General features: G+C 42.6%; 10 protein-coding genes. 9 read left to right on the top strand and 1 reads right to left on the bottom strand.

Features of this window, described 5'->3' with window-relative positions; genetic code table 11:
• Positions 1-241: 241 nt before the first annotated feature.
• Positions 242-1,564 carry a DUF1958 domain-containing protein gene (locus tag SM122_RS06015; protein WP_324737877.1) on the bottom strand — a complete coding sequence of 441 codons (1,323 nt, stop codon included), beginning with the start codon at positions 1,562-1,564 and terminating at the stop codon, positions 242-244.
• A gap of 165 nt (positions 1,565-1,729) precedes the next feature.
• On the opposite strand from SM122_RS06015, the gene SM122_RS06010 reads away from it, so the two are divergent.
• The 9 genes from SM122_RS06010 to SM122_RS05970 all read left to right on the top strand — a co-directional run bounded on the left by SM122_RS06010 (position 1,730) and on the right by SM122_RS05970 (position 12,590).
• Complete coding sequence (locus SM122_RS06010) at positions 1,730-3,706, top strand: peptide ABC transporter substrate-binding protein (protein ID WP_324737876.1); 1,977 nt, start codon at positions 1,730-1,732, stop codon at positions 3,704-3,706.
• Between the two features lie 123 nt (positions 3,707-3,829).
• Positions 3,830-6,331 carry a leucine--tRNA ligase gene (gene leuS / locus SM122_RS06005; protein WP_155169352.1) on the top strand — a complete coding sequence of 834 codons (2,502 nt, stop codon included), beginning with the start codon at positions 3,830-3,832 and terminating at the stop codon, positions 6,329-6,331.
• 96 nt (positions 6,332-6,427) lie between these two features.
• Positions 6,428-6,883, top strand: a complete 456-nt coding sequence (locus tag SM122_RS06000; RefSeq protein ID WP_070674717.1) for a MarR family winged helix-turn-helix transcriptional regulator — start codon at positions 6,428-6,430, stop codon at positions 6,881-6,883.
• Positions 6,884-6,939: 56 nt separating this feature from the next.
• Complete coding sequence (locus SM122_RS05995) at positions 6,940-8,172, top strand: acyl-CoA thioesterase/bile acid-CoA:amino acid N-acyltransferase family protein (protein ID WP_173018886.1); 1,233 nt, start codon at positions 6,940-6,942, stop codon at positions 8,170-8,172.
• A 141-nt stretch (positions 8,173-8,313) separates the two neighbouring features.
• On the top strand, positions 8,314-8,727 hold the full coding sequence (locus SM122_RS05990) for a YjdF family protein (RefSeq protein ID WP_070674722.1): 414 nt from the start codon (positions 8,314-8,316) through the stop codon (positions 8,725-8,727).
• A 306-nt stretch (positions 8,728-9,033) separates the two neighbouring features.
• Positions 9,034-9,483, top strand: a complete 450-nt coding sequence (locus tag SM122_RS05985) for a MarR family winged helix-turn-helix transcriptional regulator (protein WP_155169350.1) — start codon at positions 9,034-9,036, stop codon at positions 9,481-9,483.
• Between the two features lie 18 nt (positions 9,484-9,501).
• Positions 9,502-10,356, top strand: coding sequence for an SDR family oxidoreductase (locus SM122_RS05980; RefSeq protein WP_324737875.1), 855 nt, complete (start codon positions 9,502-9,504; stop codon positions 10,354-10,356).
• Entirely contained in the window at positions 10,349-11,077 is a 729-nt protein-coding gene (locus SM122_RS05975) for an ATP-binding cassette domain-containing protein (RefSeq protein ID WP_195487395.1), read from the top strand. The genes SM122_RS05980 and SM122_RS05975 overlap by 8 nt, the downstream gene beginning before the upstream one ends.
• The gene (locus SM122_RS05970) at positions 11,070-12,590 is read left to right on the top strand and encodes an ABC transporter permease/substrate-binding protein (protein ID WP_195487396.1); all 1,521 of its coding nucleotides are present in this window, start codon (positions 11,070-11,072) and stop codon (positions 12,588-12,590) included. Before SM122_RS05975 ends, SM122_RS05970 begins: the two co-directional genes overlap by 8 nt.
• The last annotated feature ends 67 nt before the right edge of the window (positions 12,591-12,657 follow it).

Here is a 12,657-nt window from a genome sequence, read left to right as displayed (position 1 = left end):
AATTAAAATTAGATACTTTTTAAGGCTCATTAAAAAATACTTAGGAACTTTCCGCCGTGAGAAAAGTGCCTGAAAACAATTGTTTCAGGCACTCGGGAGTTTTGAGACCTTAGGCTCAAAACTAAGTCATGGAACTTCTTCGAAGTTCGCTGACGTCCGTACTCACCTAAGGAAAGTTTCTAAGATGGCTTTGTCGACAAACCAAGAACTCCCATACCTTATGGTAATGGGAGTTCTTTTTCTATTTTCTTCTTTTTGGATCGGTTTGTTTAAAGATCAGGTATAAAATTCCGGCAGGCAAGAAGCAGAAGAGCCACATAACATCGAGTCCCTTGCTTTTACTGCTAGAGGTCGTTGCTTTAGACTCACTGACGGCCACTCCCGGTTTAATGCTTGGAGATACCTGTTGCAAGCCGTTTTGGACGACTAGGCGGTTATTTTCGAGTTTTAGCGCTGGCTTCGTCCCCTTCTTAACAGTCGCATAGAAGTCTTGCTTCAAGTGAATTGTCTTCCCGTCGATGGTATGATCGCCTGCAGAAAGGATTTTTTTATACTGGTAGTCTGCGAACATTTTCTCAGCCAAGGTATTCCCGATTTGATTGCGGTAACTTTCGGCGATCTCGACATCGTAGTTTCCAACCCCCAAAATGACTTCGATAATCCGCTGTTTACCCCGCTTGGTTGTCGCGGTGTAGTTGTAGTCAGCAGTCGGGCTGGATCCAGTTTTGAGTCCATCTGTTCCTTTAAGGGCGAATTTTCCACCTTCGAGGGAAGTATTGTAGTTATCGTAGCTTTGCTCGTAGGGTGTTCCTTCCATGATCGTAGTGTGAGCTTGCTTGGTGTATTCCAACATTTCTGGCAGGTCGTTTACGATGTGATAAGCCAGAATAGACATGTCCCGCGCTGTGATTTCGTTATTCGCATTGACATCGTAGCGCTGAGGATTGTAGTAGCCCTGAAGGACTGAAATCATTGCCCCATTTGGATTGTGCCATTTGGTATGGCTCATCCCCATTTCTTGTGCGTACTGATTCATTAAGTCCAAAAACTTATCGGGATCATTGTCAGTGACGGCGTTGGCGAGCATAATCACGGCCGCACTGGAAGATGGAACAAAGAGCATCTTGATCAATTCAGATACTTTGTAGTCAACACCAGCTACAATAGGTGAGTTACTTAAAAGATTGTTTTCCGAGATGGCTTGGTCTGCCTCTGTTGCTGTGACCACGGTATCGTACTTGATCTTGCCTTCCTTGAGGGCCCGAAAGACCACATAGGCACTCATGAGCTTGGCCATGCTTCCTGAGTCCCGGACCGTGTCGATATTGTCTCCGTACAATATAGCTCCAGTATTGGCGTCGATGACGATGTCAGCCTTAGGCTTGTAAAAATCGTCCAATACCAGTCCAGCATCAGCTGCGATTTTCATGACATCTTCTTGCTGGTAGATGTCGTCCGCAAAGGCAGTGGAAATAGGGCCTAATGTCAAGACTCCTACAAGGAGGGACAAGAGGCTGTGTTTTAGTCGTTTGTGTAAATGTCTCCCATAATTCATAGATTCCATTATATCATACAGGCCAGAGATTCAACTTGAAAAAATTCTAGAAAAAGTAGAAATTGAAAAAATAAAGAAAAAATAGAATAATTTCGCAGTAAAAGCGTTTACATTTCCCTAGAAAGTGCTATAATTTAAATTGAGTATAACATTTTTTACAATGAGGTGATTTATATGAACAAAGGGAAGGTACTCTTAGCTACCAGCGCTCTGCTTTTATCAGCTGGTGTACTGGCAGCCTGCTCAGGAGGAAAATCTGGAAGTTCCGGCGGACAGACTTTTAGCTATGTCTATACCCAGGATCCGGATACTCTCGACTATTCGATTTCTAATAAAAAATCGACTTCCGAGTTTACAGGAAATGCGATAGATGGCTTGTTGGAAGTGGACAAGTACGGGAATTTGATCCCATCGCTTGCTAAAGACTGGACTGTTTCCAAGGATGGCTTGACCTATACTTATAAACTCCGTAAAGGGGTCAAATGGATGACTTCTGAAGGGGAAGAATACGGAGAAGTCAAGGCCAAAGACTTTGTCACAGGTCTCAAGCACGCAGCAGACAAGAAATCACAAGCGATTTACTTGGTCCAAAAATCTGTCAAAGGTTTGGATGATTATGTTTCAGGGAAGACATCTGATTTCTCAACTGTTGGTGTGAAAGCTATTGACGATTACACCGTTCAATATACCTTGAGCCAACCAGAAAGTTTCTGGAATTCCAAGACTACGATGGGGATCTTGATGCCGGTTAACGAAGAATTCCTGAAATCTAAAGGAGATGACTATGGCCAAGGAACCTCTCCGTCTAGTATCCTCTACTGCGGACCTTATTTGATCAAATCCATTACTTCGAAATCTTCTGCGATATTAGAAAAAAATCCAACCTACTGGGATGCGGAAAATGTCAAGATCAGTAAAGTCAAACTGACCTATTATGATGGTCAAGACTCAGAATCCTTGATTCGTGGATTTGATAACGGTGACTATACAGTTGCCCGTGTTTTCCCAAATGGTTCCAACTATAAGAGTGTAGAGAAGAAGCATAAGGACGACATCGTCTATACTGACCAAGGTTCCTCAACCTATAACCTTTCCTTCAACATTGACCGTCAGGCCTATGAAATCACAAAGAAGACCACGGATGCTCAAAAGGCCTCTACCAAGAAAGCAATCTTGAACAAGGATTTCCGTCAAGCTATTATGTTTGCCTTCAACCGCAAGGCTTATGTAGCGCAAACTAACGGGGAAGCGGGTGCCAATAAGGTGATCCGTAATACCTTTACGCCACCAAACTTTGTCCAAATCGATGGCAAACAATTTGGTGATGCAGTAGAAAAAGACTTAGAAGCTTATGGGGATGAATGGAAAGGGGTCTCTGTCGCAGATGGAAAAGACACCCTCTACAATCCAAACAAGGCCAAAGAAGAGTTTGCCAAAGCTAAGGCAGAATTGCAGTCTCAAGGAGTTGAATTCCCAATTCATTTAGACCTTCCAACTTCTTCGACTTATACGGAAGGAATCAAACAAGCCCAATCCTTCAAACAGTCGATTGAATCTACATTGGGAGCAGAAAATATTGTCATCGACCTGAATATGGTTTCTGAGGATGATCTGCAACGGGTGACTTACTTTGCTGAAAATGCTTCGCAACAAGACTGGGATTTGAACAATAACTTGGGTTGGGGACCAGACTATACGGACCCATCTTCTTACATCGATATCACTAGTGGTAAATCCGGCGAAAACGCCAATGCCTACTTTGGATTCGATGCTGGTACCAACAATGCGGCCGCAAAAGCAGCTGGTTTTGATGAATACGATCAATTAATTGAGGATGCTCAAAAAGAAACTACAGATGTGAACAAGCGTTACGAAAAATATGCTGCCGCTCAAGCTTGGTTGACCGATAGTGCCCTCTTGATTCCGATCCATTCAGATGGAGCTTCTCCAGTCGTTCGTAAGACTGTACCATACTCTGCAGCCTTTGCTTGGACAGGCCACAAGGGTCAATCCTTCAACTATAAGTATTTAGAAGTTCAAGACAAGGTTGTATCGGCTAAAGACTACGACAAAGCGCGTGATCAATGGAAGAAAGAAAAAGAAAAATCCAATAAAAAAGCGCAAGAAGAACTTGAAAAGCATGTGAAATAGACTTTTCTTGAAGAAAACAGGAAGGACAGGTCCCGTATGGGACCTGTCTTTTTCTTTGTCTGAACCTTTAAAAATCGCCTAAAAATGGTATAATAGGAGCATCACGAAAATTGGAGAGACGCTATGAGTTTTTACAATCATAAAGAAATCGAGCCTAAGTGGCAAAAATACTGGGCTGACCATCACACCTTTAAGACAGGAACAGATGCTTCAAAACCTAAGTTTTATGCATTGGACATGTTCCCTTATCCATCTGGAGCGGGTCTTCACGTAGGACACCCAGAAGGCTACACAGCAACAGATATCCTTAGCCGTTTCAAACGCGCCCAAGGCTACAACGTTCTTCACCCAATGGGATGGGATGCCTTTGGTTTGCCTGCAGAGCAATATGCTATGGATACAGGGAATGACCCAGCGGAATTCACAGCAGAAAACATTGCTAACTTCAAACGCCAAATCAATGCGCTTGGCTTCTCTTACGACTGGGATCGTGAAGTCAATACGACAGATCCGAACTACTACAAGTGGACGCAATGGATTTTCACCAAGCTTTACGAAAAAGGCTTAGCTTATGAAGCGGAAGTACCAGTAAACTGGGTGGAAGAATTGGGTACAGCTATCGCCAACGAAGAAGTTCTTCCAGATGGAACTTCTGAGCGTGGTGGCTATCCAGTTGTCCGCAAACCAATGCGCCAATGGATGCTTAAAATTACTGCCTATGCGGAACGTTTGCTGACTGACTTGGATGACCTTGACTGGCCAGAGTCTATCAAGGACATGCAACGCAACTGGATTGGGAAATCAACTGGTGCCAATGTCACCTTCAAAGTGAAAGGTACTGACAAGGAATTCACCGTCTTTACGACACGTCCAGATACCCTTTTCGGTGCGACCTTCACTGTTTTGGCGCCTGAGCATGAACTGGTAGATGCTATCACAAGTCCTGAACAAGCTGAGGCTGTAGCTAACTACAAACACCAAGCTAGCCTTAAATCAGACTTGGCTCGTACCGACCTTGCCAAGGAAAAAACAGGTGTTTGGACTGGAGCTTATGCTATCAACCCTGTAAACGGCAAAGAAATTCCAATCTGGATTGCGGACTATGTTCTTGCTAGCTACGGAACAGGTGCCGTTATGGCCGTACCTGCCCATGATGAGCGTGACTGGGAATTTGCTAAACAATTTGACCTTCCAATCGTAGAAGTCTTGGAAGGTGGAAACGTAGCAGAAGCTGCCTACACAGAAGATGGCCTTCACGTCAATTCTGACTTCTTGGACGGTCTCAACAAAGAAGACGCGATTACTAAAATTGTGGCTTGGTTGGAAGAAAAAGGCTGTGGTCAAGAAAAGGTTACCTACCGTCTCCGTGACTGGCTCTTTAGCCGTCAACGTTACTGGGGTGAACCAATTCCAATCATTCATTGGGAAGATGGAACTTCAACAGCTGTTCCAGAAAGTGAATTGCCACTTGTACTGCCAGTCACCAAGGACATCCGCCCTTCAGGTACTGGTGAAAGCCCACTAGCTAACTTGACAGACTGGCTGGAAGTGACTCGTGAAGATGGGGTCAAAGGTCGTCGTGAAACCAATACGATGCCACAATGGGCCGGTTCAAGCTGGTACTACCTCCGCTATATCGACCCACATAACACAGAGAAATTAGCTGATGAGGACCTCCTCAAACAATGGTTGCCAGTCGATATCTATGTGGGTGGTGCAGAACATGCCGTACTTCACTTGCTTTACGCTCGTTTCTGGCATAAATTCCTCTATGACCTTGGTGTTGTACCGACTAAAGAGCCATTCCAAAAACTCTTTAACCAAGGAATGATCTTGGGAACCAGCTACCGTGACCACCGTGGTGCTCTTGTAGCGACTGACAAGGTTGAAAAACGTGACGGTTCCTTCTTCCATGTGGAAACAGGGGAAGAATTGGAACAAGCACCAGCTAAGATGTCTAAATCCCTCAAGAACGTGGTGAACCCAGACGATGTGGTGGAACAATACGGTGCCGATACCCTTCGTGTCTATGAAATGTTCATGGGACCACTCGATGCCTCCATCGCTTGGTCTGAAGAAGGTCTGGAAGGAAGCCGTAAATTCCTCGACCGTGTGTACCGTTTGATTACAAGTAAAGAAATCGTTGCGGAAAACAATGGTGCTCTTGACAAGGTTTATAACGAAACCGTTAAAGCTGTCACAGAGCAAATCGAGTCCATGAAATTCAACACAGCCATTGCCCAGCTCATGGTCTTTGTCAACGCGGCGAACAAGGAAAACAAACTCTATGTGGATTACGCCAAAGGCTTTATCCAATTGATTGCCCCATTTGCCCCTCACTTGGCAGAAGAACTCTGGCAAACAGTTGCAGCAACAGGTGAGTCTATCTCTTATGTAGCTTGGCCAACATGGGACGAAAGCAAATTGGTTGAAGACGAAATCGAGATCGTTGTCCAAATCAAAGGAAAAGTCCGTGCTAAACTCATGGTCGCAAAAGACCTTTCTCGTGAAGAATTGCAAGAAGTCGCTCTAGCTGACGACAAAGTCAAGGCAGAGATTGATGGCAAAGAAATCGTGAAAGTAATTGCGGTACCGAACAAGCTTGTAAATATTGTTGTGAAATAAAAATGAATCCTTCAGAGTTCAGCTCTGGAGGATTTTTGACTCTTCTTGACAAGAAATTGGTATTTTGTTAATATGGTTAACAAAAAGAAGGAAACCATGAATAAGAAAGAACTGCATAAGTTTAATAATCGTTTTAACAGCTTTGCTTTAGCTTTTGAACAGTTGAAAAAAGCTCAGCATAGGAACAGTATTGATAAATCAATCACTATTAATGAAGTCCATTTGATCGACCTGATAGGCCGCAATCAGCCTGTGAATCTAGTGAAATTATCTGAGTTACTTGAAGTGTCTAGGAGTGCCATTACTCAGAGTGTTAGACGTTTAACCAAGAAAGACCTCGTTGCTTTTGAATTTGCACCGGATAATGAAAAAAATAAATATCTGATATTATCCAAAAAAGGGGTTGAAGTTTTTAACATTCATAAAGAGCAGCAAGAACATATTGAGACAGCCATTTTTTCAGTTTTAAAAAACTATAATGAGGAGGATCTTCAAATGATTATGAAATTGATGGATGATGTTGAACAGGTTTGGCAAGAATTACCGTGGTAAAAATCACGGTAATTTTATGACTATATTGTTAATTGTATTAACAAAAAGAGGAAGATATGAATATACAAATTGAACTGATCTCAGAGTATGATTTAGCAGACGCATCTTTTAATATTGTCATCGATGGCTTAAAACCAAGAGAAACATATCGAGTCGAAATGTTTCTATCTGATTATTATTGTATCAATGCTCCCATGCTTTTAACTCATGATGTTTTATGGAGATCAACAGGGACTTTTGTATCAGATAAGAATGGTATTATTGATATTTCACAAACTCCATCTTGTTCTGGCTCTTATGAAGGCATTTCAACAATGGGACTATTTTTTAATGCCAAGCCCTTGACCAATCAGAGAAAGAAACTTCCAAACTCTCTTTCTGAAATTCCCATATTAGATCATTTTTTTGTGGATATCAAAATTATGCAAGGAAATACTGTCATTGCAGAGAGAACTTTCACAAGACATTACATGAGTTCGCAAATTAGTCATCAAGATATTTACGGGGAACATTTTCAAGGGAGACTTTTTTATGATCAAAAGGCAATAAAAACACCAGCATTGATTATTGTGAGCGGCAGTGAAGGAAGGATTGAAAAGGCACAGAATATAGCTCAGCTTCTATCTTCTAGAGGTTATATTTGCCTAGCAGTTGCCTACTTTGGTTTAGAGGGGTTGCCAAAATATTTGGAACGTATTCCTTTAGAGTGCCTTGTGGAAGCAAAGGATTATCTACGTCAGCATCCTCAAGTAGATAGTGAAAGAATTGGAATCTATGGACGGTCTAAGGGAGCAGAATTAGTTTTAGCTGAGGAGAGCCTTTTTAATGACGTTCAATGTTTGGTACTAAATTCACCCTCTGATGTGGTATATGAAGGGATAAAAGGGAAATGGAACTCTCACACTTCTTCTTGGACAAATTTGAAAAAAGAACTTCCCTATCAAAAGTTTCGACTTGGAGATTATCTGTTCAGCAAACTTTTTAGAAAAAGCTTCCCTAAAGATCGTTCTGCTAAGATAGATATCGGTCAAATGCATTCACCAATCTTATTGCTCGGAAGTACTGTTGATGAAATATGGGATGCCTCGTCAGCAATTGATGATATTGTCTCAGATTATAAAGGACGCCACATTACATTTAAAAAATATCATGAAACAGGTCACATGTTGACAGTGGCTTATCAACCAAATCACCGTTATCGAAAAGATTGGCGTTTATTGATGAGAGAGAGTAAGGATTCTTGGCTAGCTACGATTCATTTTTTTGATAGGCATTTGAAGAAGAAATAAAAATAGATTATAAATATGCTATAATAGTTCCAACTAAGATAAAAACACAGTTCTGGTTGGTAGTCCAGACGTAGGCAAGCCTATCAGTAACCTTCCTCCTTGGTTGTCCATTCTTAGGGATAGATTTAAGGAGGTGCTGTCGTGGAAACAATTTCAATTGGATTGACAGTTTATTTTGAAGATGGATTTTGGCATGGTTTGTTCGAACAAGTGTATCGAGAAACTTATCAAGTTTGTCGTGTGACATTTGGTAAGGAGCCAAAAGATGATGAAATTCTAGAGATTTTACAGACTCAGTTTACTCAATTATCTTTTAGTCCAGAAACTACAGTTAAGCAACATGTAAAAATCAAGAATCCTAAACGATTACAGCGAATGGTGAGGAAACAAGTAAAACAAAAAGTTTCTTCCAAGTCGAAAGAACTATTGCAGTTGCAGTATGAGGAAAGGAAAAAGATTTCAAAACATCAATCTAGTGTCCAAAAGCAATTGCTCAAACAAGAGAAATTTGAACGCAAACAGCAAAAACGAAGAGACAAGCATAAAGGACATTAACCCTTATCTCTTTCATCAAAAAAGCTTCGGTAGGAAGAACCCTACCGAGGCTTTTTAACAAATTTCATTCTGCATGATAGTGAAGAGATGTAAAACTCAGTGTCGTTCAAAAAGGAGTATAAATGTTGCTTTTCTTCCAAGGAAGATGGTGTAAAAGGATTAAAAAATCTGGTATTTTGAAGTTCCTCAAGGATTCTGTGGACATATTCTTAGATTTTTTATTTCGATATCGAAATAGTTGACAGATGTAACGAACGGTGATACAATGACTGTGATATTTCGGTATAGAAATAAAAAGGAGACAAAATGGACAAGATGCAAGGGGGCTACCAAGCTTTACAGATACGCTTGTTAAATGGGCGTATCTTTCAAAAACTGCTGAGTAAGGAACCAGATGCCCTATACCGAAGTGAACAAGGGAAAATTTTAACGATTTTGTGGAAGCAAGAGTTGGAGTGCGCTACTGCGACCGATATCGCTCTTGCGACGGGTCTAGCCAACAATACATTGACCAGCATGGTTAAGAAATTGGAAGAACAAGGCTTGGTTACGATTCAACCTTGTACGCAGGATAAAAGGAAAAAATATATTTCTTTGACAGACCTCGGTTGGGCACAAAAGGAAATTGGGGATCGTGTTAGTAAGGAACTGGGTGAGATTTTCTATCAAGGATTTTCGGATCAAGAAATTCGAGAATTTGAAGCCTATCAAGAGCGGATAATCTCAAATCTAAAAGCTAAAGAGAATGACATCTAGGGAAAGGAGGCAACAGTTATGATTGGAATTACAGGTGTAACAGGGAAATTAGGTTCCTATGTGGCGGATCTTGTCGATAAAAAAGGAATCGCTTCCGTCCATCTGGCAAGAAGCCCAGAGCGTGCAAAAGTTTATGCGTCAGCGGAACTTCGTAAGATGGTGTATGCCAATACTCCAGAGGTGGTTGAGGCCTTAAAGGGTATCGATGTCTTATTGATGGTCTCTGCTCGGGAAAATCCAGAGCGTGTCAAGGAGCACAAGGAGTTTTTAGATGCTGCAAAGCTGGCGGGGGTGCAGCATATTGTTTATACCTCCTTTTATGGGGCAGATGAGAAGGCAACTTTTACCTTGTCTCGAGATCATGCCCAGACGGAAGCCTATATCAAGGAGTTAGGATTCACCTACACTTTTTTGAGAGATAATTTTTACTTGGACTTCTTGATTGATATGGCGCTTGAAAATGGAGAGATTCGTGGTCCGGCTGGCAGTGGGCAGGTGTCAGCTGTTGCCCGTAAGGACACATCTAGGGTTGCAGCAGAAATTCTTTTAAATCCTAAGGAGTGGGAAAATCAAACCTTGAATCTGACAGGGCCAGAGGATCTTTCCATGGAAGAAATCGTAGCGCTTCTCTCAAAAGAGACCGGTAAGACCATCGCGTATGTGGATGAATCAGTAGAAGAAGCCTATGAGTCACGGAAAAAATGGCCAGCACAAACTTGGGAGTATGATGCCTGGGTCAGTACCTATACAGCGATTAAAGCTGGTGAACAAGCTGGGGTTTCAACAGATGTCGAAAAAGTCCTAGGGCATCCAGCAAGTAGTCTATTGGATATTCTTAGAGACAGAAAACTTATTGAGGAAAAATATGATTGAATACAAACATGTAGCCTTGCGCTACACGGAAAAGGACATTTTGAAAGATGTCAATCTCCGCATTGAAAATGGAGAATTTATGGTTCTTGTGGGACCTTCAGGATCTGGAAAGACCACCATGATCAAGATGGTGAACCGTCTCTTGGAGCCGACAGATGGCAATATCTATATGGATGGGAAACGTATCAAGGACTATGATGAACGGGAGTTACGTCTCAGTACCGGCTATGTCCTTCAAGCCATTGCCCTATTTCCAAACTTGACCGTTGCGGAAAATATTGCTCTCATTCCTGAGATGAAGGGCTGGACTAAAGAACAAATTGCTTCTAAAACAGAAGAACTCTTGGCCAAGGTGGGGCTACCTGCTGCAGATTATGCTCATCGTTTACCAAGCGAGTTATCTGGTGGTGAGCAACAGCGGATTGGTATTGTGCGGGCTATCATTGGGGAACCAAAGATTCTATTGATGGACGAACCTTTTTCAGCCTTGGATGCCATCTCTCGCAAGCAGTTGCAGGCTCTTACAAAAGAATTGCATAAAGAATTCGGCATGATCACTATTTTTGTGACCCATGACACAGACGAGGCTTTGAAATTAGGCGACCGGATTGCAGTACTGCAAGAAGGAGAGATTGTACAAGTGGCGGATTCTGAGTCCATTTTAGACCAGCCAGCCAACGACTTTGTTGCAGATCTATTTGGAGGTGCTCACCATGTCTAAACTACTTGCAACCTTTCAAGAACGCTTTGGGGACTGGCTCGCTGCACTGGGGCAACATTTGCAACTGTCATTACTGACCTTGCTCCTTGCGATTTTTCTGGCTGTTCCTCTAGCTATTTATTTGAGTATCCACAAAAGAACAAGCAACTGGGTTTTACAGCTAGCTGGGATCTTCCAGACCATTCCTTCCATGGCCCTTCTCGGCCTCTTCATACCCATCATGGGAATCGGAACGCTTCCGGCCTTAACAGCTCTTGTCATCTATGCCATTTTCCCCATCCTTCAAAATACCATCACCGGTTTACAGGGGATTGATCCAAGCCTTGAAGAAGCAGGAATCGCCTTTGGGATGACCAAGTGGGAGCGACTCAAGAAGTTCGAGATTCCCTTGGCCATGCCCGTCATTATGTCTGGGATTCGCACGGCAGCCGTGATGATTATTGGGACAGCTACCCTAGCTGCCTTGATTGGAGCTGGGGGACTCGGTTCCTTTATCCTCCTAGGGATTGACCGCAATAATGCCAGTCTGATTTTGATCGGTGCCCTATCTTCTGCCTTCTTAGCCATCGCATTTAACCTTCTTCTCAAATGGATGGAAAAGGCCAAATTGCGGACCATCTTTGCAGCCTTTGCTGTGATGGTTATTGGATTAGGAGCTTCTTATACGCCAAGTCTACTTCCCAAACCGAAAAAAGAAAATCTGGTCATTGCTGGGAAGTTGGGTCCTGAACCTGAAATTCTCGCCAATATGTATAAGATCTTGATCGAGGAAAATACGGACATGACAGTGACTGTCAAACCGAATTTTGGCAAGACCACCTTCCTCTATGAAGCCCTGAAAAAAGGGGATATCGCTATCTATCCAGAGTTTACAGGTACGGTGACCGAAAGTCTCCTCAAGCCAGCACCACAAGTCAGTCATGATCCAGAAACAGTCTACAAAGCTGCCCGAGATGGGATCAAACGACAAGACGACCTGGCCTTGCTCAAACCTATGGCTTATCAAAATACCTATGCTGTTGCAGTCCCTAAAAAGATTGCCCAAGAGTATGGACTCAAGACTATTTCAGATTTGAAAAAGGTGGAAGGACAACTCAGGGCAGGCTTTACGCTTGAGTTTAACGACCGAGAGGACGGAAACAAAGGCTTGCAGAAGATCTATGGTCTCAACTTACAAGTCTCCACCATGGAGCCAGCCCTTCGCTACCAGGCGATCCAGTCTGGGGATATTCAAATAACGGATGCCTACTCAACAGATGCCGAGCTGGCTCGTTATGACCTGGTGGTCCTTGAAGATGACAAGCAACTCTTCCCACCTTATCAAGGGGCTCCCCTCATGAAAGAAGCTCTTCTTAAGAAACACCCTGAATTGGAAGCTGTTCTCAATCAGTTAGCTGGTAAAATCACAGCAGAGCAAATGAGCCAGATGAACTACCAAGTCGGAGTAGAAGGCAAGTCTGCTGCTCAAGTGGCGCGTGACTTTTTGGTAAAAGAAGGGTTTATTAAAAATTAACAAACAATTCTCAAGTCTTCGCACTTGAGGATTTTTTGATAGAAAGCAATTTTAACCCCTTTCAGCA

This window comes from Streptococcus gingivalis, from assembly GCF_035544715.1.
GTDB classification, from domain to species: Bacteria; Bacillota; Bacilli; order Lactobacillales; family Streptococcaceae; genus Streptococcus; species Streptococcus gingivalis.
This window is presented reverse-complemented; position numbering and strand designations above follow the sequence as displayed.

Coding starts and splice junctions, on each gene's coding strand:
- SM122_RS05980 (WP_324737875.1), top strand. CDS start 9,502: ATGATTGGAATTACAGGTGTAACAGGGAAATTAGGTTCCTATGTGGCG.
- SM122_RS06015 (WP_324737877.1), bottom strand. CDS start 1,564: ATGGAATCTATGAATTATGGGAGACATTTACACAAACGACTAAAACAC.
- SM122_RS06000 (WP_070674717.1), top strand. CDS start 6,428: ATGAATAAGAAAGAACTGCATAAGTTTAATAATCGTTTTAACAGCTTT.
- leuS (WP_155169352.1), top strand. CDS start 3,830: ATGAGTTTTTACAATCATAAAGAAATCGAGCCTAAGTGGCAAAAATAC.
- SM122_RS06010 (WP_324737876.1), top strand. CDS start 1,730: ATGAACAAAGGGAAGGTACTCTTAGCTACCAGCGCTCTGCTTTTATCA.
- SM122_RS05970 (WP_195487396.1), top strand. CDS start 11,070: ATGTCTAAACTACTTGCAACCTTTCAAGAACGCTTTGGGGACTGGCTC.
- SM122_RS05995 (WP_173018886.1), top strand. CDS start 6,940: ATGAATATACAAATTGAACTGATCTCAGAGTATGATTTAGCAGACGCA.
- SM122_RS05975 (WP_195487395.1), top strand. CDS start 10,349: ATGATTGAATACAAACATGTAGCCTTGCGCTACACGGAAAAGGACATT.
- SM122_RS05985 (WP_155169350.1), top strand. CDS start 9,034: ATGGACAAGATGCAAGGGGGCTACCAAGCTTTACAGATACGCTTGTTA.